This is a genomic window from Streptomyces iconiensis, from assembly GCF_028657195.3.
GTDB lineage: Bacteria > Actinomycetota > Actinomycetes > Streptomycetales > Streptomycetaceae > Streptomyces > Streptomyces iconiensis.
Genome location: NZ_JANCPR020000050.1, coordinates 34,921 through 56,578 on the forward strand (window position 1 = coordinate 34,921; position 21,658 = coordinate 56,578).

Annotated in this window: 19 protein-coding genes and 2 pseudogenes; 10 read left to right on the forward strand and 11 right to left on the reverse strand. The window is 72.0% G+C overall.

What is annotated here, in order from left to right; genetic code table 11:
• Nucleotides 1-51: 51 nt before the first annotated feature.
• Complete coding sequence (locus tag NMN56_RS34880) at nucleotides 52-987, reverse strand: MBL fold metallo-hydrolase (RefSeq protein WP_274039414.1); 936 nt, start codon at nucleotides 985-987, stop codon at nucleotides 52-54.
• 211 nt (nucleotides 988-1,198) lie between these two features.
• Here NMN56_RS34880 and NMN56_RS34885 point away from each other — a divergent pair, with 211 nt between their 5' ends.
• Genes NMN56_RS34885 through NMN56_RS34895 form a run of 3 tightly spaced genes read left to right on the forward strand, consistent with a single transcriptional unit; the run spans nucleotide 1,199 to nucleotide 3,508 of the window.
• Nucleotides 1,199-1,459: a hypothetical protein gene (locus tag NMN56_RS34885; protein WP_274039413.1), complete on the forward strand. Its 261-nt coding sequence runs from the start codon at nucleotides 1,199-1,201 to the stop codon at nucleotides 1,457-1,459.
• Nucleotides 1,446-2,897: an amidase gene (locus NMN56_RS34890; protein WP_274039412.1), complete on the forward strand. Its 1,452-nt coding sequence runs from the start codon at nucleotides 1,446-1,448 to the stop codon at nucleotides 2,895-2,897. The genes NMN56_RS34885 and NMN56_RS34890 overlap by 14 nt, the downstream gene beginning before the upstream one ends.
• A gap of 38 nt (nucleotides 2,898-2,935) precedes the next feature.
• Nucleotides 2,936-3,508 carry a TetR/AcrR family transcriptional regulator gene (locus NMN56_RS34895; protein WP_274039411.1) on the forward strand — a complete coding sequence of 191 codons (573 nt, stop codon included), beginning with the start codon at nucleotides 2,936-2,938 and terminating at the stop codon, nucleotides 3,506-3,508.
• 93 nt (nucleotides 3,509-3,601) lie between these two features.
• On the opposite strand, the gene NMN56_RS34900 is transcribed toward NMN56_RS34895, so the two are convergent.
• The gene (locus NMN56_RS34900; RefSeq protein WP_274039410.1) at nucleotides 3,602-4,138 is read right to left on the reverse strand and encodes a ribonuclease H family protein; all 537 of its coding nucleotides are present in this window, start codon (nucleotides 4,136-4,138) and stop codon (nucleotides 3,602-3,604) included.
• Between NMN56_RS34900 and NMN56_RS34905 the strand changes: the two genes are divergently transcribed.
• From NMN56_RS34905 to NMN56_RS34915, 3 genes are all read left to right on the forward strand, one after another.
• Nucleotides 4,122-5,087 carry an NmrA family NAD(P)-binding protein gene (locus tag NMN56_RS34905; RefSeq protein ID WP_347178695.1) on the forward strand — a complete coding sequence of 322 codons (966 nt, stop codon included), beginning with the start codon at nucleotides 4,122-4,124 and terminating at the stop codon, nucleotides 5,085-5,087. The two genes, NMN56_RS34900 and NMN56_RS34905, sit on opposite strands and share 17 nt — an antisense overlap.
• Before the next feature lie 273 nt (nucleotides 5,088-5,360).
• The gene (locus tag NMN56_RS34910; protein WP_274039409.1) at nucleotides 5,361-5,849 is read left to right on the forward strand and encodes a glutathione peroxidase; all 489 of its coding nucleotides are present in this window, start codon (nucleotides 5,361-5,363) and stop codon (nucleotides 5,847-5,849) included.
• Between the two features lie 237 nt (nucleotides 5,850-6,086).
• Nucleotides 6,087-7,202, forward strand: coding sequence for a PP2C family protein-serine/threonine phosphatase (locus NMN56_RS34915; RefSeq protein ID WP_274039408.1), 1,116 nt, complete (start codon nucleotides 6,087-6,089; stop codon nucleotides 7,200-7,202).
• Here NMN56_RS34915 and NMN56_RS34920 read toward each other — a convergent pair.
• On the reverse strand, nucleotides 7,192-8,016 hold the full coding sequence (locus tag NMN56_RS34920; RefSeq protein ID WP_274039407.1) for an NmrA family NAD(P)-binding protein: 825 nt from the start codon (nucleotides 8,014-8,016) through the stop codon (nucleotides 7,192-7,194). The two genes, NMN56_RS34915 and NMN56_RS34920, sit on opposite strands and share 11 nt — an antisense overlap.
• 239 nt (nucleotides 8,017-8,255) lie before the next feature.
• Between NMN56_RS34920 and NMN56_RS34925 the strand changes: the two genes are divergently transcribed.
• From NMN56_RS34925 to NMN56_RS34935, 3 genes are all read left to right on the forward strand, one after another.
• Nucleotides 8,256-9,233 carry a helix-turn-helix transcriptional regulator gene (locus NMN56_RS34925; protein WP_274039406.1) on the forward strand — a complete coding sequence of 326 codons (978 nt, stop codon included), beginning with the start codon at nucleotides 8,256-8,258 and terminating at the stop codon, nucleotides 9,231-9,233.
• A 155-nt stretch (nucleotides 9,234-9,388) separates the two neighbouring features.
• A complete protein-coding gene (locus NMN56_RS34930; RefSeq protein ID WP_274039405.1) occupies nucleotides 9,389-11,023 on the forward strand; it encodes an AMP-binding protein in 1,635 nt (544 codons plus the stop codon).
• Between the two features lie 124 nt (nucleotides 11,024-11,147).
• Complete coding sequence (locus NMN56_RS34935) at nucleotides 11,148-12,122, forward strand: ferric reductase-like transmembrane domain-containing protein (RefSeq protein WP_430542791.1); 975 nt, start codon at nucleotides 11,148-11,150, stop codon at nucleotides 12,120-12,122.
• 108 nt (nucleotides 12,123-12,230) lie between these two features.
• Here the strand turns inward: NMN56_RS34935 and NMN56_RS34940 are convergent.
• Nucleotides 12,231-12,509 (reverse strand): annotated as a pseudogene (locus NMN56_RS34940) (class I SAM-dependent methyltransferase); the annotation flags it as partial.
• Between the two features lie 163 nt (nucleotides 12,510-12,672).
• Between NMN56_RS34940 and NMN56_RS34945 the strand changes: the two are divergent.
• Nucleotides 12,673-12,813: pseudogene (locus NMN56_RS34945) on the forward strand (XRE family transcriptional regulator); the annotation flags it as partial.
• A gap of 19 nt (nucleotides 12,814-12,832) precedes the next feature.
• On the opposite strand, the gene NMN56_RS34950 reads toward NMN56_RS34945, so the two are convergent.
• The 7 genes from NMN56_RS34950 to NMN56_RS34980 form a co-directional block, all read right to left on the reverse strand.
• Complete coding sequence (locus NMN56_RS34950; RefSeq protein ID WP_274039404.1) at nucleotides 12,833-13,600, reverse strand: class I SAM-dependent methyltransferase; 768 nt, start codon at nucleotides 13,598-13,600, stop codon at nucleotides 12,833-12,835.
• The gene (locus tag NMN56_RS34955; RefSeq protein ID WP_430542792.1) at nucleotides 13,597-14,913 is read right to left on the reverse strand and encodes an MFS transporter; all 1,317 of its coding nucleotides are present in this window, start codon (nucleotides 14,911-14,913) and stop codon (nucleotides 13,597-13,599) included. Before NMN56_RS34955 ends, NMN56_RS34950 begins: the two co-directional genes overlap by 4 nt.
• Complete coding sequence (locus NMN56_RS34960) at nucleotides 14,903-16,279, reverse strand: ATP-grasp domain-containing protein (RefSeq protein WP_274039402.1); 1,377 nt, start codon at nucleotides 16,277-16,279, stop codon at nucleotides 14,903-14,905. The genes NMN56_RS34955 and NMN56_RS34960 overlap by 11 nt, the downstream gene beginning before the upstream one ends.
• Complete coding sequence (locus NMN56_RS34965; RefSeq protein ID WP_274039401.1) at nucleotides 16,276-17,298, reverse strand: pyridoxal-phosphate dependent enzyme; 1,023 nt, start codon at nucleotides 17,296-17,298, stop codon at nucleotides 16,276-16,278. Before NMN56_RS34965 ends, NMN56_RS34960 begins: the two co-directional genes overlap by 4 nt.
• The gene (locus NMN56_RS34970) at nucleotides 17,295-18,203 is read right to left on the reverse strand and encodes a GHMP family kinase ATP-binding protein (protein WP_274039400.1); all 909 of its coding nucleotides are present in this window, start codon (nucleotides 18,201-18,203) and stop codon (nucleotides 17,295-17,297) included. Before NMN56_RS34970 ends, NMN56_RS34965 begins: the two co-directional genes overlap by 4 nt.
• 270 nt (nucleotides 18,204-18,473) lie before the next feature.
• Nucleotides 18,474-19,991, reverse strand: a complete 1,518-nt coding sequence (locus NMN56_RS34975; RefSeq protein WP_274039399.1) for a SufS family cysteine desulfurase — start codon at nucleotides 19,989-19,991, stop codon at nucleotides 18,474-18,476.
• On the reverse strand, nucleotides 19,978-21,357 hold the full coding sequence (locus NMN56_RS34980) for a family 2B encapsulin nanocompartment shell protein (RefSeq protein ID WP_274039398.1): 1,380 nt from the start codon (nucleotides 21,355-21,357) through the stop codon (nucleotides 19,978-19,980). Before NMN56_RS34980 ends, NMN56_RS34975 begins: the two co-directional genes overlap by 14 nt.
• Between the last annotated feature and the right edge of the window lie 301 nt (nucleotides 21,358-21,658).

The following is a 21,658-nucleotide window of genomic DNA, read 5'->3' on the forward strand; positions in this document are numbered from 1 at the left end:
GACACCCGCTGACGCCGGAGCCGTGGGACGGCTTGCCCCGCCCTGATCGCCTCAGCCTTCGAGGGCGACCGTCGTCGGGTGGGGGAAGTGGCTGCCCAGGAGGAGGGCCTCGCTGTGGGTGGCGAGAAGGCGGTTGCGGGTGCGGACGGCCTCGGCGGGGTCGATGTCGACGCAGCTGGTGAGGTGGGGGTGCGCGAGCTGGACGGGGTGGTGGATGCTGTCGCCGGTGATCAGGGCTGTGGTGTCGGCGCCGCGCAGCTCGACGGCGACCTGACCAGGGGTGTGTCCGGGCGCGGGCAACAGGCGGATGCCCGGGGCGACTTCGATGCCACCGGCGCCCCTGCCGGCGCTGTCGGCCACGTCCACCAGGTCGAGCAGGCCCGCGTCGTGGATCGGGTGGACGGAGTCGCGGAACATCTGGGCGCGCGGCGGCTCCAGCTCCCTCGTTGTCCAGAACTCCCACTCCGTGCGTGAGGTGAGGTAGCGGGCCCGGGGGAAGGTCGGCACCCAGTCGCCGCCGTCCTCGCGGGTGTTCCAGCCGACGTGGTCGGCGTGCAGGTGGGTCAGAACGACGAGGTCGACGCTCTCGGGCGGGAAGCCGGCCGCCGTGAGGCGGTCGAGGTACGGGGTGTTCAGGTCGTGCCAGGCCGGGTTGGCGCGGATCTTGCCGTTGCCGATGCCGGTGTCGATCAGGACCCGCAGCCCGTTCGTCTCGACGGCGAAGCTGTGGCTGGACAGGCGGAGCACCCCGTCGGGGGTGGCGAAGTCCGGCTGGAGCCAGGGGGTGCCGCGTACGACGTCGGGGGTGGCGTCGGGCAGCAGCCACTGGCCGGTGGCGCCCGGCAGCTCCGCCTCGTCGATGCGGTGCACGCGCAGGTCGCCGACCGCCCAGGTCGGAGCGGTCGCGCCGGCCGTGAGGGGTGCGCTGGTGGCGACGGGTGTGCCGGTGGCGAGGGGTGCGGACGGGGCCGTGGCGGACGGGGTCATGGAGGTCTCCCTGATGGTTCCGGGCGGGGCGGACGGAGGGCCGCCCCGCATTTAAAGCTGTTTCTTTGCGTTAGAGAGACGGTATGCCGTACGGTCCCACTAACGCAAACCTTTCGCTTTTATGTGCCACGCGCTGTGGCACGGACCGCGGAAGCGCGTTGACCCACCCACGGGGGCGACCGCTCCCCGTACGTCCTGAAGGGATCAGCCGATGACCACCGCAGAAGCCCCAGAGGTCCCGGAGGCGGCGGAAGCCGCAGAGCCAGGGCAATCGCACGACGAGGAACAGGCCAGGCGGGAGGCCGTCGTCGCAACGGCCGGTCACATCAGGAACGTGATCGGCGTGCTCCACGCGCTGGACCTGGACGAGACCCCGCCAGCGGCCACGTACAGCGCGGCGGCTGCCGGGACGGCCGTGGCCGGGGAAACCGTACGTATCGAGGAAGAGGAGCAGGCACATGCGACCGTATGAGCTGTCGCTCGCCGGAGCGGCGCGCGCGATCGGGACCCGTGAACTCTCACCGGTCGAGCTGACCGACTCCGTACTGGAGCGGATCGAGGCAACGGAAGGGCACCTGGGCGCGTACGTCGCGGTCTTCGCCGAGTCCGTGCGCCAGGCGGCGGACCGGGCGGAACGGGACATCGCGGCCGGCCGGTACCTGGGCCCGCTGCACGGCGTGCCCATGGGGCTGAAGGACCTCATCGACGCGGCCGGAGTGCCGACGACGGCGAGTTCACGGGTGCGCCGGCACCACACGGCGGCCGAGGACAGCACCGTCGCCAGGCGCCTCAGGGAAGCGGGCGCGCTGCTGCTGGGCAAGACCCACACCCACGAGTTCGCGTACGGCCTGACCACGCCGCAGACCCGTAACGCGTGGGCGGCCGACCGGGTGGCGGGCGGCTCAAGCGGCGGTTCCGCCGTCGCCGTCGCGGCGGGCGGAGCCACCTTCGCGCTGGGTACGGACACCGGTGGCTCGATCCGCGTGCCCTCGTCGCTGAACGGTGTCGTCGGCCTCAAGCCCACCTACGGGCTCGTCTCCCGGCACGGTGTGACGCCCCTGTCGTGGTCCCTTGACCACGTGGGCCCCATCACGCGCACCGTCCAGGACGCCGGGCTCGTCCTCGCGGCGCTCGCGGGCCACGACCCGAACGACGCCACGTCGCTGAACACCCCCGGCGCCGCCTTCGCCGCCGGCCACGGCCCGTACGGCGCGGACGACGCGTCCGGCGCCGGCGGGGGAGCCGGCCACACGCGCGAGGACCTGAGGGGGCTGCGCGTCGGGGTGCCGCGCAACTACTACTTCGAGCGGGTCGACCCCGAGGTGGAGGCCGCCGTCCGCGCTTCCATCGACCATCTCGCCGCACTCGGCGCCCGGCTCGTGGACATCGACATCCCCATGGCCGCCTATGTCCAGGCCGTCCAGTGGGGCCACATGGTGCCCGAGGCCACGGCCTATCACGAGAAGACCCTGCGTACGTCCCCCGAGCTGTACGGCCCCGACGTGCGTCTCCTGCTGGAGGCCGGTGAACTCCTCCCGGCGGGCGACTACTTGCGTGCGCAGCGGGCCCGTACTCTCATGCGCCGGGAATGGGAGCGGCTCTTCGAAGAGGTCGACGTCGTGGCGGCGCCGACCGTGCCCTCCACCGCGGCGCTCAGCGACCGGCCGACGGTGACCTGGCCCGACGGGACCGAGGAGAGCGTCTCGGACAGCTATGTGCGGCTCTCGGCCCCGGCCAACATCACCGGCATGCCGTCCCTGTCCCTGCCCGTCGGCCACGACGGCGTGGGACTGCCCATCGGCATGCAGCTCATCGGACGGCCGCTCGGCGAGGCCACGCTGCTGCGTACCGGTGGCGCCTACGAGGCGACGCGAGGGGAGGTCACGCGCCTTGCACCGGTCACCGTGTGACCTCCAGCGCGCAACGTCTTTGCGTTAAGGTGTCTGTCATGAGTCCCAAAGCAGCCGCCCGTCCGGGCGGACGCAGCGCCCGCGTGCAGCAAGCGGTGCACGCGGCTGTGCGTGAACTACAGGCCGAGCACGGCCGCGCCGAGCTCACCGTTCCGCAGATCGCCTCGCGGGCCGGTGTGACACCCTCCACGGTCTACCGCCGCTGGGGAGACATCTCCGAGTTGCTGTCCGACGTCGCGGTGGAGCGGTTGCGCCCCGAGACGCCCCCGGCGGATCTCGGCTCCCTGCGCGAGGACCTGGAGCACTGGGCCGTCGACTTCCTGGAGGAGATGTCCTCGCCGCCCGGCCGCTCGTACATCCGCGACGCGCTCGCGGGGGACCCCGACGGGGGCAACGCGGGCCAGTGTTCCGCCTACGCCGTCGAGCAGGTGGACACCATCCTGGACCGCGCCACCGCACGCGGTGAACACGTGCCCGACACCGACACGTTGATGGACCACGTCGTCGCCCCCATGATGTACCGCATCCTCTTCCGCCCCGGTCTCCTCGACGCCCAGTACGCGCGCGACCTGGTCACCACGGTCTTCTACCGGCTGATGCCCCTGCCGTGACGTGCGCCGGCGTCTGCCGGGGGGCTGCCTCGGGTGTGTGCTGCCCGGTTACGCCCGGATGCTCGCCGGTCCGGTGCTGTCGGACGGTGTTTCCTACCAGAGCGTCGGAGCGGTCGCGGTGACGGTGGCCGGAGCCGGGGCCATGTCCGTGTCCGTGGCTGGGGCTGGGGCTGGGGCCGGCGCGAAGGTGCGGTGGACCGGGGCTGTCAGCGCGTACTTGGCTGCCTGGTCGGCCGCCTCGTTCAAGGGGTGGCCGTTGTGGCCGCGTACCCAGGTGAACTGGACGTCGCGGCCCACCATGAGGGCGGCGGCCTGCTCGATGAGATGGCGGTTGGCGACCGGCTTCTTGCTGGAGTTGAGCCAGCCGTTGCGCTGCCAGTTCGGCAGCCAGGTCGTCAGGCACCTGATGGCGTAGACGGAGTCGGCGTAGATGGTGACCGGTCCGGTGGTGTCCTCCAACAGGGCGAGTACGGCGGCCAGTTCGGCAACCTGATTGGTGCCGTGCCCCAGTGCGCCGGAGACGGTGCGGGCCGGTCCTCCGTCCGCGTCGGCGATGACGTACGCCCAGGCGCACGGGCCGGGATTGGGGTCGCACGATCCGTCGGTGGCAGCGATGATCCGTTCAGACATGTACGACAGCAGAGCACAGGTCGGGCCCGGTGCGTGCACCGGTGCCGGTCTCCGCAGCCCTGAGGAGGACGAAGCAGTGAAGATCGTGGTGAGTACGCCGACCGGGCAGGTGGGGTCGCGGGTCGTACAGCTGCTGGTGCAGGCGGGCGTGCGGCCCACCGTGCTGGTGCGGGACCCGGGCCGGTTGCCGGCACCCGTACGGGAGCGTGTCGACGCTGTCACGTGCGACCAGGGGGACGGCGACGCGGTGGTGCGGGCGACGCGGGGCGCCGAGGCGCTGTTCTGGGTCGATCCGCCCACGGGGGACGAGGACCCCGTGGAGGGCTACGCGCGCATGGGTGCCAACGCGGCGCGCGCCATGCGTGAGAACGCCATCACGCGGACGGTCTTCCTCAGCAGCGGGGGAGCCGAGCTGCGGTCGGGCGCGGGGGAGATCGACGGGCTCGCGCGTACGGAGGAGCTGCTGGACGCCACGGGCCGCACGGTGCTGCATCTGCGTGCCGGGTATTTCTTCAGCAACCTGCTCGGCGACCTGGACGCGCTGCGGAACGAGGGCGTACTGCGCACGCCGCTGCCGCTCGACCACCGGATGCCCTGGGTCGACCCCCGCGACATCGGTGACATCGCGGCGGCCCGGCTGCTGTCGACCGGCTGGTCGGGGCGCCAGGTGCAGGCGGTGCAGGGGCCGGAGGACCTGTCCTTCGCCGAGGTCGCCGCGATCGTGAGCCAGGCCGTCGCGCGCCCGGTGCGGGCCGAGCGGATCACCCAGGACGAGCTGCGCTCGGCACTGCGGGCAGCCGGGCTCGGTGACAAGCAGGTCGAGGGGATCGTGGGGATGACGGGCTGGATGCTGGCCGGGTTCGTGCCGGAGGACACCCGCACGGTGCTGACGACCACGCCGACACCCCTGGCCGCCTGGGCACACGCCCACCTGGCACCCCTGCTCTGACGGCCGGACCGGCGGCTGCCCTCCGGCGGTTGCCCTTCGGTGGCGGTCGTGCGGTCGCGGTCGTGCGGTGACGGTGGTGCGGTGGCGGTCGTGGTGCGGGGTGGCGGTCGTGCGGTCGCTGCCCCGCGGTCGCTGTCCCGCGATCGTTCCGGTGTCCCCGCCGCTCCTGTCCAGGAGGGCTGCGTGTCAGGGTGAGGTGGTTGGTGGGGGTACGGAACCCCCTGTGGCGCCCGTGGCGGCTGCGCCCCGGGCCCGACGTGGTGGAGGCACAACATGTCCTTGCACGAGGTGCAGATCGACGCGCTGACAGGCGGCCCGGCGAACCTCGCCGGCTACCAGGGCTCAGCGGTACTCGTGGTGAACGTGGCCTCGCGCTGCGGGCTGACCCCGCAGTACGCGGCCCTGGAGAAGCTGCACGAGCAGTACGCGGAGCGCGGGTTCACGGTGCTGGGGGTGCCGTGCAACCAGTTCATGGAGCAGGAGCCGGGTACGGCCGAGGAGATCGCCACGTTCTGCTCGGCGACCTACGGCGTCACGTTCCCGATGACGGAGAAGGTGGAGGTCAACGGCGAGGGCCGGCACGAGCTGTACCAGGGGCTCGTGGACGCACCCGACGCAGAGGGGCACACCGGTGACATCCGGTGGAACTTCGAGAAGTTCCTCGTCGCGCCCGACGGCACCGTGGCAGCCAGGTTCGCGCCGCAGACCGAGCCCGATGCCCCCGAGGTCGTCTCCGCGCTCGAACGCGTCCTGCCCGCCTGAGCGGCTTACCGCGCGGCGGGGCTCCGGCGACGGGGCGGGGCTTCCGGCGACGGTGCGAGGTTCCGGCGACGGTGAGGCTTCGCCGCAGCGGTAGCGGCGCTCCCGCACGTAGGGGGCGGGGGCGCCGCGACACTCCAGTACGGCGCGCGGCCAGCGCGTAAATGTGGGCAAATGGGAAAATCTCCAGAGCGGAGCGGCGTGCTGCGCACTGGTGACGAAACGACACAGGGAGGCCGGGTGCCCCGTAGCCCCCAGGTGCTGGTCAAGGTGCCGTACGTGGCGCCTGTGCTGCTCCTGCTCGGGGGCGCGGCGGCCGACGTGTTCGCGATGCGCCCCTATTACGGGCTTCCCCTCCTGTCCTGCGCGCCCCTGGTGGCGGGCATCGTCTTCCCTTTCGGCCTGAGCGTGCTGTTCGCGCTGCTGGCCTGCGGCTCGGCGGCCGGGCTCGCCTACTACACGGGCCGCGAGAGCTCCGCGATGATCACGGACGTGCTCGCCGTGCTGCTCGTGAGCATGGTGGGGCTGTGGATCAAGTGGCTGGTCGACCGACAGGGACGCAACCTGGCCGTCGCGCTGAACGTCGCCGAGGCGGCGCAGCGTGCCGTGCTGCCCGCACCGCCCGCGGGTGTGGGCCCGCTCGCGGTTGCCGACCGCTATGTCGCGGCCCAGTTGGGGGCCGCGATCGGCGGTGACCTGTACGCGCTCCAGGAGACCCCGTTCGGGATCCGGGCGATGATCGGTGATGTCCGGGGCAAAGGACTACGGGCCGTGTCGGCGGTCTCCGTCGTCGTCGGCGCGTTCAGGGAGGCGGCCGAGCACGCGCCGAGCCTGCACGACCTCGCCGACCGCCTCGACCGGGCGCTCGACCGTGAGGGCGCGCGCCGGCACGACACCCTGGACGACATCGAGGGCTTCGTCACCGCGCTGTTCGTACAGATCCCGCCGAGCGGTGCGACGGTCACCCTGCTCAACAGGGGGCACCCGGCGCCGTACCTCCTCCACGGAGGAGAGGTGACCTGCCTGGAGCCCTCCCACCCCGAACTCCCCCTGTCCACGGGCCTCGGGCGCGAGCGCGGCGAAGCCGCCGAGGAGACCTACACCTTCGCGCCCCTGGACTCCCTCGTGCTCGTCACGGACGGCGTCACCGAGGCCAGGGACCGCGACGGCGTCTTCTTCGACGTCGTCCGCAGCCTCGGCGGCACCCCGCTGCGCCACCCCGACGAACTGGCCGACACCCTGTCCGACTCCGTCACCCACTGGACCGGCGGCCAACGCCAGGACGACATGGCCATCCTCATCCTCACGCGCGTGGGCTCCTCAACGGGCGGCACGACGGACGCGCTCACGCCCTGAACACGTCGGCGTGCTCATGGGCCCAGGTGGTGAAGGTGCGGGGCGGGGTGCCGGTGAGGTCTTCGACGGTGGGGAGGGGGCGGGGTTCGCCGTGCGGGGGGTTGGTGCGCATGGTGAGGAAGAAGTCGATGTCCTCGTCGGAGAAGCCGGTGGCACGCCATTGGGCGACGATCTCGTCGGTGGACAGTTCGACGTAGCGCAGCTCCCGGCCGAGTGCCTTGCCCAGGATGCTGACCTGCTGCGGGACCGTGAGTGCCTCGGGGCCCGTCAGCCAGTGTTCCTGGCCCGCGTGTGACTCGGTGGTGAGGAGGGTGGCGGCGACGGCCGCGATGTCCGCCTCGTGGATCAAGGCGCTCTTCGCGTCGGGGAACGCCTCGCGGACGACGCCCTCCGTGCGGACCGTGTCCGCCCACTCCAGCGTGTTGGACATGAACTCGACCGGCGCGAGGCCCGTCCAGCCCAGGCCGCCGGCCGCGATGGCCTCTTCCAGCGGCGACTTCGCCACGTCGCCCTTGAGCAGGGTCACGCCGCGTATGCCCGAGCGCCGGGCGAGGTCGGCGATCTCCTCGCCGTTGGTCAGGGGGGCGAAGTCGGCGCCGCCGAAGGTGATGAGGTGCGCGGCGTGCACCCCTTCGAACGCGGCGGCGAGGCTCGCGGTGTCCGTCAGGTCGCCGCCGACGACCTCGGCGCCGGCAGGGAGGGCGGCCCGTTCAGGGGTGCGGGTGAGTGCGCGTACCTTGTGCCCGTCCGCGAGGAGCTGGGTGACGAGGTGGCGTCCTACGGTGCCTGTCGCACCGGTGACGAGGATGGTCACGGGGTTCTCCGTAAGTTGTCAGGCGGCCCGGGAGGGCCGGATGTGGCCTTTGTGGTCTGCGGGTTGGAGCGCCGCGTCTGTGCCGCGCGTTCCTGTGCGTTCCCGCGTACGTGCCGCGTGCGTGCCCCGTATGTGGGCGGCGGGTGGCGCGGGCGTGCTCCGGGTTCTGGTTGAGCTGGGGATGACGCTAGGAGCAATCGCGGCCGGATCCTGACCGCGATCGGTGCGAGGCTCTTCGCATGCTGGAGACATCGGGGCGGCTGCTACGGCTGCTGGGACTGCTGCAGGCGCATCGCGACTGGCCGGGCAGCGAGCTGGCCGGGCGGCTCGGGGTGAGCGCGCGGACGCTGCGGCGTGACGTGGACAAGCTGCGGGAGCTGGGTTACCGCGTGGACGCGATCGGCGGTGTGGGCGGCGGCTACCGGATGGCGGCGGGCAGCTCCGTACCCCCGCTGCTGCTCGACGACGACGAGGCCGTCGCGGTCGCCGTCGGGCTGCGTACAGCGGCGGGCAGCGCGGTCGCCCGGATCGCCGAGACCTCCGTACGCGCGCTGGCCAAGCTGGATCAGGGCCTGCCCTCCCGGCTGCGGCGCCAGGTCGGAGCGCTCAGCTCGGCGCTGGTGACGCTGCCCTCGCCGGGGCCGACCGTCGAACAGGACGTGCTCATCGCCGTCGCCGCGGCCGTACGGGACCATGAGCGGCTGCGGTTCGACTACGTGGCGCACGGTGGCGGCGAGTCCGTACGGGACGTCGAGCCGTACCGCCTGGTCCATGACGGACGGCGGTGGTACCTGTTCGCCTGGGACACCGCACGCGAGGACTGGCGGCGCTTCCGCGCCGACCGGCTGACGCTCCGCGTGCCGACGGGGCCGCGCTTCACACCGAGGAACCTGCCGGCGCCCGAGGAACGGCTGGGCGGGCACTTCGCCGAGGCGATGACCACCACGCGCTACCGCCACCGCGCCGTCCTCACCATGCACGCGCCCGCGCACGAGGTGGCCGACGAGGTGCCGCCCACGATCGGCGTGGTCGAGCCCTTGGACGCGGACACCTGCGTCCTCCGCATCGGCTCCGACAGCCTGGACCAACTCGCGGTGTGGACGGCCGCGTTCGGATTCGAATTCGAGGTGCGGGAGCCGCCCGAACTGGCCGCGCACATACGAGGGCTGGCCCAGCGGATGCTGCGCGCGGCGGACGCGGGGGAGCCCGCTTCGTGAACCAGGTGCTCGGGGCCAGGTACTCACCCGGCGTGTGCGTGGTGTCGGGGCCGCCGGTGGCCGGTGGCCCGGCGCGCGGTTCCCCGTGCCCCCTTTGGGGCGTCTTCCTCCCAACAGGGGTAGCGGCGGGGGGAGTTGTGTCTGATGCTGCGGGCATGGTTGAGACGTTGCCTTCCTATGTGTCCGGTACGGCGGACGTGCCTTTGCTGGGCGAGACGATCGGGGAGAACCTGCGGCGGGCCGCGGGGCGGTACGGGGAGCGGGACGCGCTGGTCGAGGTGGCCACGGGGCGGCGTTGGACGTATGCCGCTTTCGATGCCGCCGTCGACGAGGTGGCGCTCGGGCTGCTGGAGCGCGGGATCGGGCAGGGTGACCGGGTCGGCATCTGGGCGCCGAACTGTGCCGAGTGGGTACTCACGCAGTACGCGACGGCGCGGATCGGCGCGGTTCTGGTGAACATCAACCCCGCCTACCGTTCCCATGAACTCGCCTACGCCGTGGGCCAGTCGGAGCCGAGCCTGGTGGTCAGCGCCGTCGCGTACAAGTCCAGCGACTACCGGGCGATGCTGGCGGAGATCGGCTTCCAGGACGTGGTCTTCCTCGGAGAGCCCGGCTGGGACGGGCTGCTGGCGGCGGGGCGTGGCGCGGATCCGGCGCTGCTGCGTGAGCGCGCGGCGGCCCTGTCGTTCGACGACCCGATCAATATCCAGTACACGTCGGGCACCACGGGGTTTCCCAAGGGCGCCACGCTCACGCACCACAACATCCTGAACAACGGCTACTTCGTCGCCGAGCGCGTCGGCTACACCGAGGCCGACCGGGTGTGTCTGCCCGTGCCGCTCTACCACTGCTTCGGCATGGTCATGGGCAACCTGGCCGCGCACTCGCACGGCGCGTGCGTGGTGCTGCCAGCCGCCGGGTTCGAGGCGGAGGCCACGCTGCGTGCCGTGGAACAGGAGCGCTGCACCTCGCTGTACGGGGTGCCCACCATGTTCATCGCCGAGCTGAACCACCCGCGCATCGCCGAGTTCGACCTCTCCAGCCTGCGGACCGGCATCATGGCCGGCTCGCCCTGCCCGGTGGAGGTGATGAAGGGCGTCGTCGACAGGATGCACATGCGCGAGGTGGCGATCTGCTACGGCATGACGGAGACGTCGCCGGTCTCCACGATGACCCGCCGCGACGACGGTCTGGCCCGCCGTACCGGGACGGTGGGCCGGGTCATGCCGCACCTGGAGGTCAAGGTCGTCGACCCGGACTCGGGACTGGTGGTGCCCCGTGGCACCCCCGGCGAACTGTGCACCCGTGGCTACTCGGTGATGAAGGGCTACTGGAACGAGCCCGACAGGTCGGCCGAAGTCATCGACACCTCCGGCTGGATGCACTCCGGTGACCTGGCCACCATGGACGCCGAGGGGTACGTCAACGTCGTCGGCCGGATCAAGGACATGGTGATCCGGGGCGGTGAGAACGTCTACCCGCGCGAGGTGGAGGAGTACCTGCACACCCACCCCGGCATCGCCGACGTCCAGGTGATCGGGGTCCCCGACGCCAAGTACGGCGAGGAGCTGATGGCCTGGATCGTGCAGCGCCCGGGAGCCGCGCCGCTCGACGCCGAGGCCGTACGGAGCTTCTGCGCGGGCCGTCTGGCCCACTTCAAGATCCCCCGGTATGTCCATCTGGTCGACGCGTTCCCCATGACCGTCACCGGAAAGATCCGGAAGGTGGAGATGCGGGAGCGGGCCCTGGGCCTGCTCGGCCTCGACGATGCGTCGGTCACGGGCACTTGACGCGCGTCTCCGCCCGCTTGCCGGAAAAAGAGTTCGCCAATCTGGTACAGACCAATGCGGTTTCGGGGTCGGATCGGGAGAATGGGCGGCGCTTCCCCCCCCACCACGAGAGGTGAGTGCCGCCATGGTCTCCGAGGAGATGACCGAGCAGAGGGAGTCGCCCGGCGAACCGGAGGTCCCGGCGCCGCGCGGGGGCCGGGTGACGCTGCGGGAGGACGTACGGGCCGCGTGGCTGGACGCCGGGCTCGGGGTGCTGGTGACGGCTGGGGTCTTCGCGCTGCTGTACGCGCGGATACGGTCGGGGGCCTCGGACACCGTCTCGGTGATGCCGTTCATGAAGGACGCCGGAACCTTCTGGATGTACTTCCTCAGCCAGGCGTTCGGCTGGTCGGCGCTGCTGTGGGCCTGGGGCACGGTCATCCTCGGACTGCTGCTCTCCGGACCCGGAGTGCGGCGGACACCACGTTCACAGCGCGCGCTGGAGCGGCTGCACCGGACGACCAGCCTCAGTACGATCGCGCTGATCACGGCGCACGCGCTGCTCTTCGCCGCCGAACTCGTCAGGGACAAGGCCGAGTTGGGCTGGGCCTCGCGGTTCTGGGAGGCGTTCTGGGAGACGTTCGTGCCCGGCGGCTACACCTCGGGCACGGGACAGATCGCCATCCCCGTCGGGCAGGCGGCGCTCTACCTCGCCGTACCCCTCGGCCTGCTCTTCTACGTGCGCCACCGCATCGGGCCCCGCACCTGGCGGGTGCTGCACCGCTTCGTCATCGCCGTCTACGTGCTCAGCGTCTGGCACACACTGCTGTACGGAACCAACGTCTGGTACGACGGCTGGCCCCGCACCACGCTCTGGCTGCTCCAACTGCCCATCGCCGCGCTGTTCCTGCTGCGGCTGGCACGCCCGCTGCGCCGTACGGAACAGCTCACGCTGCCCGCGCCCCACCGGCGCGGCCCCCGCCGGCTCGCTGGCTGGAGCGTGCGGTGGGGCCTCACCGTCGCGGTGGCGGCGACCGCGGCCGTGCTCTGCGCCGTGGTGCTCACGGGGCACGACGGCGGACGCGAACGACCGGCCGCCGAGCCGACGGCCACACCTTGAGCGGTGCGTGCCGGATCGCGGGGCGCGGCGCCGCCGGGTGCCGGGCTACCGCAGGCGCTGTGCCCGCAGGACGGCGTCCCGGGTATGGTGGGTGCCTGCGGCGGCCGGAGGCGGCGTGCTGATCACGTCGGCCCGTGTCCACGCCACACGGCCTTCGGGGGCCGGGGCCGCCGCCGCGCGGCGCAGCGCTGTCGGGGAGACATCGACGGCGGTGACCTGCCAGCCGCGCCGGGCCAGCCAGAGTGCGTCGGCCCCTTCACCGCACCCCACATCGAGCGCCTGGCCAGGCGGCAGACCGGCGGCTTCCGTGACGAGCACCGCGTTGGGCTCGCCGCTGAAGACCTGCTCGCGGCTTCGGTACATCTCGTCCCGGTCCTGGGTATCCATGGCGCTGTCCTTGGTGAGGGGGGGGAGGGGCGGTGAGGGGGTGGCGGGGCGGAGGTGTCGCGGTCGCGGGGTGGTCGTGGGACCTCTGCGACCGCCTCCACGACCAACGTGCCCCGGCCCCGGGCATCCCGCACAGCTTTTTTGCGGAAAGCGCAAAGCGGGCGCCGAGTTCGACACCCACCTGCCGCACTGGTTCGGCAACGCCGACGAGCGCCCCGTGGAGTTCCTCAGCATCCTCGGCCCCCAGGGCGAGCGCGTCCACGTCAGGGCCAGCTACCGGCCCGACGGCCTCCCGCACAGGTGAGGGGTGCCCGGGGAGAGGATCAGGCGCCGGCGGGTGGTGCCGTGGCCCGCAGGACGAGGCGTTCGGCGTGTGCGTCGTAGGGGGTGGCGTCGAAGCCGCCGAAGACCTCGACCTTCGCGAAGCCCGCCTCCTCCAGCAGCCCGCGCAGTTCCACGGCGCTGTAGACGTACCACTCCAGGCACGCCCTGCGGGCCCGTTCGCCGCGCACGAGGATCCAGTCGCTGCGCATCCTGGACCAGTCGTCCAGGGCCGTGTCGGTCTGCACCACCAGCGCTTCGCCGCGCCTGACCACCTTGGACGTACGGACCCTGCGGGCCAGGATCTCCTTGCCCGCCAGGTCCAGCAGCAGCGAGCCGCCCGGTACGAGGGCTCTACGCATGGCGCGCAGTGCGGCGGCGTTCTCGGCCGGGTCCTCGGCGTAGCCGAACGAGGTGTAGAGGTTCAGGGCGATGTCGTAGGCGGCGGGCTCGTCGAAGTGCGCGGCTTCCGCCCGTACGAGCCGCGCCGTGGCTTCCGCCTCCCGGCAGCGGGCCGCCGCCATGTCGAGCATCGCGGGGCTGCGGTCCACACCCGTGACCCGGTGTCCGCGTGCGGCGAGAGGTGCGGTGAAGACACCGGCCCCGCAGCACATGTCGAGGATGCGGGTGCCGGGCGGGAAGGCGAACAGCGGGGAGCTGTCGAGGAGTTGGCGTGCGTGCTGATGGCGCTCGGGCGGGAAGAGGAAGTCGTGGAACTCCGTCCAGAACTCCTCGTTCTCGAACGTGAGAGGCGCGTCGGCGTACGTCATGTGCGGGTACCGGCCTTCCGGTTCTGGCGGGTGCGGGTGCGGGTGCGGGTGCGTATGCGGGGAGCGGTGCGGCGGGCGATGAGCAGGAGCAGCGGCGGGAGCAGCACGCACTGCGCCGCGGCCATGAGCCAGAACCCGCCCGTGCCGCCGCCCGCATCGGCCAGCGCGAAGAGCTGACCGCCGACGACACCGCTGGCGCACGCGCCGAGTCCCGCCGCGAGCCGCTGCTGCCCGAAGACGGCGGCGTCGGAGCGGCGCGAACCGGCCAGCGCCTCAAGGTCGTTCTTGAGGAACAGCACCAGGTCACCGAAGGTGATCAGCGCGGCCCCGAGCAGCATCGCGGGCCTCGTACCGACGGCGAGCACCGCAAGCCCGGCGGCCAGCGCGGTGAAGCCGGCCGCGAGCGCGGTCCCGTAGGGCGTCCGGGCGATCCGGCGTGCGGCGAGCGGCTGGACGACGATGACCTGGAGGAAACAGGTGAGCAGCACAAGGCTGTAGAACTCGGGTGAGGCGCGCTCGACGGCGAAGACCGCGAGGTAGTGCTGGAAGAAGAAGTACAGGTAGAAGGCGAGCGCCGTCGCCGCGAACGGCAGCGCCTGCGTGCCCTCCAGAAGCCGCAGCCCGCCCCCGCGCGCCGTGCCACGCGGCGCCCCTCCGCCCGGCGGAACCCCCTCGCCCGCCGGCGCCGTCCCGTCGTGCCCTGTCCCGTCGTGCCCTGTCTCGTCCGGCCCCGTCTGCGTACCGGTCGCACGGTCGGGGAGCCGGGCGTGGCCGGCCGTCAGCAGGAGGAACAGCGCGGTGACGGTGACAAAGAGCCCGCCGGGCGCCGAGAGGACGAACGGGCCAGCGATCAGGGGGCCCAGCGCCATACCGGCGTTGAGCGCCGCGTTGCCCACGGAGAGGAAGGCGGGGCGCCGCTCGTCCGGGATGCCGTGCACGAGGTACGCCTTGTTGGCCGGGAGGTAGAGCGCGGCGCCGCAGCACGTCAACAGCAGGGCGAACACGGCCAGTTGGGGCCGGTACAGCGCTGCGGCGAAGGCGGCGAACCCGGCCGAGCGCACCACGAGCGCGAGCACCATCGTGCGCCGCAGCCCCGCACGTTCGGCGAGCGCGCCGCCGAGGACGCCGCCGGAGAACTGGAGCAGCGAGGCGAGGGCCAGCACGATGCCGACGGTGCCCAGTGGCATGCCGAGCCGTTCGTGCAGGAAGACCGACATGAAGGGCAGCACCATGAAGCTGCCCAGCGGGATGAGGAAGGAGCTGACCAGCAGAAAGCGCGCGGCGCCCGTCAGCCCTCTCAGGTCACGCACCACTCGCCGGTTCGGCGCCCGCACCGAAGGCGCCCGCGTCGGAAGCGCCCGTGCGGGAAGCGTCCGTGCGGGAAGCGCCCGTGCCGACGACTCCCGCGCGTACGGACGGCACCGGGCCGGTCTCCACCGGACCGGGTCCCACCGGAACGGTCTCCACCGGAACGGTCTCCACGCGTACCGCGTTCGCCGCGGCGACGGCGCGGTGGGTGGCCAGTTCGGCCGTGGGGGCCTCCGCGTAGACGATGCCCGCGTAGCCACGGCTGTCGGTGAGGTGCTCGATCAGGTCTCCCGGGGCCTTGGTCGGGTACCAGCGCGGCGAGCCGGGCATGTCGGCGAGCCGGTCCAGGCCGCTCACGCGCGTGAGCGTGCCGGGGCGCTCCGGGTAGCCGAGTACGAAGGCGACGGCGGGCCCGCGCCCGTCGAGCGCGGCGTCCATCAGTGCGGGGCGCCTGCCGAGCGCCGCTTCGACCAGCGCCGTATGGACGTTGTGGCCCAGTGCCCTGCACATGCCCTCCGCGACGAGGGCGCCGCCGATGCGCGGGTTGACCTCGATGACCTCGGGGCCCTGCCGGGTGAGGGCGAACTCCAGGTGTGCGAAGCGGTCGGTGTAGCCGAGTGTGGCCAGCACCTTGTCCAGCCAACTGCCCAGCGCGTGCAGTTCGTTCGGGGGAAAGGCGACGGGGAAGGCGGTGACCTCTTCGCGGAAGAGCGGCTCGTGGGACATCAGGCGGCTGGAGACACCGAGCAGCCGGGTGTGCCCTTGCCAGGTGAGGGTCTCGGCGCTGTAGACGGGGCCGCTGAGATACGGCTCGGCGAACAGCCTGCCCTTGAGGCCGGGGAACGGTTCAGCCAGCGCGGCGCGCAGTTCGTCAGGGCCCGTGACCATGCGGACGTTCATGCTGCCTGTGCCCGCCGTGTCCTTGAGGACGGCGGGGAACCCGGTCTCCTTGACGACGAGTTCCGCGAGGCGTTCGGGGTCGGGGTCCTCCACGGCGCGGCCCCTGCTGAGCCCCGCCGCGTACAGCAGGTCGCGTACGCGTGCCTTGTCGCGGGTGAGCGAGAGCGTGGCCGCGTGGAGCCCTGGCAGACCGAGGCGCGCGGTCAGTTCGGCGCCGTGGGAGAGCCAGGTGTCGGTGGAGCTGATGAGCCCGCGCAGCCCGGGCAGCCGGGTGAGCGCGCCGGCGACCGCCTCGGTGTCGAAGGTGTCGACCCGTACGACGTCCAGCGCCTCCCGCGGGAGCGCGTCGAGTTCGTGGCGGTAGTACGTGGGGTCGCGGGTGAGCAGCGCGATCCGCTCGCCCAGCGCGGTCGCTCCCTCGACGAGATGGCCGAGGCCGAAGGTGAGGGATTCCAGCGAGGCGACGGTCATGAGCACGGCTCCCTGTCCCGGCCGGAGAAGGGCGCGCGGTTCCAGTCCATCGCCGACCACGGCATGACCATCTCGGTGAGCGAGCCGATCTCGGTGGGCCGGAGCGCGGCGGCGTCCGGCGCCTCGGTGTGCCGCGCGAAGACCCGCTCGACGTAGCGGTGCCCGGTGTCGGCGCCGATCACCAGGTGGAGCCGGTCGGGGGAGCGGGCCGCCTCCCATGTGGCGGCGAGGTGCGCGGCGCCCGTGGAGAGCCCGGCGAACACGGCGTGGTCGCGCAGCAGCGCGACGGTGCCCGCCATGGCGTGCGTGAAGTCGAGCCAGTGGATGCGGTCGTAGAGCCCGTGGTGGACGTTGCCGAACGGGATGGAGGAGCCGATTCCGGCGATGATGGCGTCGGGGTCGTGGTGCTCCTCGCTGCCGAACGTGACGCTCCCGAACGGCTGGAGCCCCACCAGGCGTGCCGTCGGCTCGTGCCGGCGCAGCTCCCGTGCGAGCCCACCGGTGGAGGCGCCCGAGCCGACGCCGCCGACGACGGTGAGCGGGCGTGCGGGCAGCGAGGGGAGCAGGGTGCGGGCGAGTTCGCGGTAGCCGAGCTGGTGGATGCCGTCGTGGTACTGGCGCATCCAGTGCGCGTCGGGGTGTTCGGCGAGGATCTCCTTGACCCGTGCGACCCGTAGTTTCTGGTCGAGCTTGAGGTCGGTCGAGGGCGCCACCTGTTCGACGGTGGCGCCCAGCACCTCCAGTTGGGCGCGGGTGGTGGCGTCCACGGTCGCTGAGGCGACGATGTGGCAGCGGGTGCCGTAGCGGTGGCAGGCGAGCGCGAGCGCGTACGCGTAGATGCCGCTGGAGCTGTCCACGAGGGTGTGGCCCGCGCGTACCGTGCCCCGCGCGAGCAGGGCGCCGACGGCGGTGAGCGCCGAATAGATCTTCATGGACTCGAACCGCACGAGCAGCACGTTCTCGGAGAGGCGGACCAGCAGAGGCGACTTGAGCGCGTCGGCGATGTGGTCGTGGATCACCAGCAGCCTCCGTGTGCGAACGAGCACTGGTGCCCCAACGTCCTGAAGAAGGCGGAGAGTTCGCTCTTGAGCGCGGGCGAGGGGCGCCTGGCGTAGAGGTAGCCGAGTACGGAGCCCGTGTGCGCCACGAAGACGCCGTCGGCGGCGAAGCTCTCCCGTGCGGCGTACACCGCCTCGAACTCCGCCTTGGGCAGGGCCTCCTGGGCGAGGACGGCGCTGGTGGTCGCGGCGCGCGCGACCGTGTGCGGGTCCCGCGCCGAGAACCCCTTCAGGAGGGTGTTGAGGCAGTCGATGTACGCGGCAGGCCGGCGCGCGTAGTGGCGCAGCAGGGTTCCGGTGACGGCCTCGGTGTCGACGGGTTCGGGACCTGTGACGTACGCGGTGTGGAAGCGCAGACTCGTGCCGAGGCCGCGTACGACGTGGTGCAGATCGCTGAGGTAGAGCGCGAACTCGTCCAGGAACACGCTGTCGGCGCGCTCGATCTCGGCCAGCGTCTCGACCAGAACGCGCTGGTCGTACGGGAGGCCGAGGACCTGGCGCAGGCAGCGCAGCACGGCGACGACATCGGCCGTCGAACTCGCCATCCCCACGCCCACGTCCAGCTCCGAGTGGTGGCTCCACTCGCCGGGCGGCAGCGTGAGCCCGTACCGCTTGAGGAACAGGTCGGCGGCGCGCGCCGACTTCTCACCGTGCGGCCGTGGCTGCCCGCGCGATGCCGCAGCGTGGGGCGGTGGCTCGCCCGTGTACGGGGTGAAGTGGTGCCAGGTGTGGCGGTCGACGGGCAGCGAGACCAGCGCGATGTGCGGGCTGCCCTGGTAGGTCAACGGGCCCTGGAACAGCTCGCCGAGGGTGCCGTGGCAGGTCCCGGAGAAGGTCTGGGGCGGCGTACGTGACGGCGGCGGCATCGGACACCTTCCGGTGGGCGGCGCGCGGGCGTTCGCTCGTGGTACGGACCAGGCTGCTATTGGTCGAGACCAATATGGCCCACGGGGCGCCGTGACGGAAGAGGGCGGCGGGCCACGAAGATGTCCTCGTGGCCCGCCGTGAGGGTGGGTCCGCCAGGCCGCCGCTCCTTACGGCCGCCTGGCCTGCCGTGCTGCCGGTAGTTGCCCGGCCGGGGGAGCCGCCCGGGAGCCGCCGCGCGCCGACTCGCGCCCGGCGCCCCCGCCGTACTGTCAGGCAGCGGGCTCCTGTTGGGTCAGCCCGAGCAGCGAGGACACCAACCGGTCCACGTCCTCAGGGGTGTTGTAGAGCGCGAGGGACGCCCGGGTGGCGCTGTCCAGGCCGTAGTGGCGCAGCGCCGGCTGTGCGCAGTGGTGTCCGGCGCGTACCGCGATGCCCTCGCCGTCCAGCCGGGACGCCACGTCCGCCGGGGTGTGCCCCGGCAGCGAGAAGGTGAGCACGCCCACCCGTTCGGCCACAGGACCCAGCACCTCCAGCCCCGGGACCGCGCCGAGCGCGGCCATCGCGTACCGGGTGAGCGCCGTCTCGTACGCGGCCACGGCCTCCCTGCCGAAGCCCGAGAACCACTCCAGCGCGGCCAGCAGGCCCACGGCGCCGCCGATATGGCCGGTGCCCGCCTCGAAGCGGTGCGGCGCCGGCGCGAAGACCGTACGTCCGAACTCCACGGACTCGATCATGTTGCCGCCGCCCTGCCACGGCTGCATCGTCGCCAGCACCTCCGGCTTGGCCCAGAGCGCTCCGATGCCCGTGGGCCCGAAGATCTTGTGGCCGGAGAAAGCGTAGAAGTCCGCGTCCAGCGCCGTCACGTCCACCGGAAGATGGGCGACGGCCTGTGCGCCGTCGACCAGCACGCGCGCACCGTAACGGTGCGCGAGCGCGGTCATCTCGCGTACCGGTGAGATGGTGCCGAGCACATTGGAGGCGTGGCTGATCGCGACGAGCTGGGTGCGGTGGGACAGCAGATCCGCGTACGCGTTCTGGTCGATCGTGCCGTCGGGAAGCAGCGGCACGGGCACCACGCGCGCCCGCCGCTCCGCCGCGATCTGCTGCCAGGGAACGATGTCGGAGTGGTGCTCCAGTACGGGCACGAGGATGTCGTCCCCGGGGCCCAGATGGGTGCGGCCCCAGCTCTGCGCGACCAGGTTGACCGCTTCCGTCGTTCCCCGTACGAAGATGACGCCGTCGGGCGAGGGGGCGCCGAGGAACTCGGCGACCTTCGCGCGCGCCGCCTCGTACGCCTCCGTCGCCTCGCGTGCCATGGTGTGCGCGCCGCGGTGGATGTTGGAGTTGGCCGAGCTGTAGTACGTGCCGAGCGCCTCGATGACCTGGCGCGGCTTCTGCGTCGTCGCCGCGTTGTCGAGCCACACCAGCGGATGCCCGTTCACCGTCCTGTGCAGCACGGGCACGTCCTCACGTGCCGCGTTCGGGGTGAAGGTGCCGGCCGGGGCCGAACCGGAAGCCGGTGTCGGCGGAACCGCCGGGAGCGGCTCGGTCCCCTGGGCGGCGGGGGTGGCGGGAACGGTGGGAGCGGCGGGGCTCGCAGCCGTCGCCGGCGCCGTAGGGGTCGCGGGGGTCGCGGGCACTGGGGGCGCCAGGGCCGTCGTGGGCGTGGCGGGTGTCATGGGTGCCACGGATGCCGTGGGTGTGACGGGCGTCAGGGGGGTCCGGGACAGCGGCGGCGTCGCCGGAAGCGGTGACTTCAGTGGTGAGGTGAGGTCAGGAGTAGTCATGGTACTTGCCCACCTCGACGTTCTGGAGAACGGCGATGGCGTCCTCGACCAGCACGGCGGCGTTGAAGTAGGCCGTCATGAGGTACGAGGTGATGCCCTTCGCGTCCACACCCATGTTCCGCATGGACAGGCCGGGTTCGACCTCGTCCGGCACACCCGAGGGGCGCAGCCCGACCACGCCGCGCTCCTCCTCGCCGACGCGGACGAGCAGGATCTCCGTCGTACCGGCGCCGGCGCCGGTCAGCCGTACCTTGTCCGAGGGCAGCAGCGGCACGCCGCGCCAGGTGAGCAGCGGACTGCCGAACCGCGAGTCGATGACCGGGGGCACACCCCGGCGCGTACATTCCCGGCCGAAGGCGGCGATCGCCCTGGGGTGCGCCAGGAAGTAGGCGGGCTGCTTCCATACGCGGGTGAGCAGTTCGTCCAGGTCGTCGGGGGTGGGCGGGCCCGCGAGGGTCTGCACGCGCTGACCGGCCGACACGTTGTGGAAGAGCCCGAACTCGGGGTGGTTGAGTATCGACCACTCCTGGCGCTCACGCAGCGCCTCGACGGTCAGACCCGCCTGGACGCGGGTCTGGTCCATGGGCTCGTTGTAGAGGTCGGAGACGCGTGTGTGGACGCGGAGCATCGTCTGCGCCAGGCTCATGTGGTATTCGCGGGGCACGTCCTCGTACTCCACGTAGGTGCCCGGCAGTTCGACCTCGCCGACGTGTCCCGCGCTCAGGTCGACCGGGTGCTCCTCGCCGCGCCTGATCCGCTCGGAGGAGCAGTAGGCGCTGACGGAAGCCTCCAGGGCGCCCTCGCGGTCGCACAGCCGGGACAGGGCGGCACGGTCGGCGCGCAGCGCGACACCCGCCGTGATGGCCCGCACGCTGTACGGCATGGGCTCGGAGCGCGTCCACGCCTCCAGGTCGAAGTAGTGGCCCTCGCCCGCGACTTCGAGGAGGGTGTCGTCACCGTAGCGGCCGGCCGCGCGCTTCTCGGCCCGGCCCTCGACCAGCACCCACAGCCGCTCGGCCGGGCTGCCCTCGGCCTCCAGCTCCTGCCCCGGCTCGAAGGTCACCTCCTCGAAGGAGTCGGCCAGCTGGGAGAGCAGCGCCCCGTCGACGTCGCGCAGGTACGGGAGTTCGCGCAGGTCCTCGGCGAGTACGTGGCGGACCCCGTCCTGGGTGTAGACGCTGACCTTGTCGTCGCCGAGTACGAAGGAGCGGCGCCGGTTGACGCGGTAGACACCGGACTCGACATCGACCCACGGCAGCGCACGGAGCAGATAGCGGGGTGTGATGCCGCGCATCTGCGGGCGGGTCTTGGTGGTGGTGGCGAGCTGGCGTGCGGCGTCGGGGCTGAGGCTGAGCCGGTCGGTCATGGGCGTCTCCCGATCAGTGACAGTGCGAACAGACGTGGCCCAGGCAAGGAGCACAGCCCTGCCGGGGACCACGTCGGGATGGCCCGATCGTCCGGTCGGGCGCCGCCCTGTCACAAGGGGTCACGTATCCAGCACGGGCTGGAAACAGGCGCCGTACATCAGGGAAAATGTCATGGAGTTTTCAACAAAGGGCTCTTTAGGGGGAGCTGGCCACGGGTTGTGCAGACCGCACACCCGTACGGCATATGCCTCCAGCCCCTCGTGACCTCTGCAGCGCTCCCCGGAAACGGCCTATTCCGGG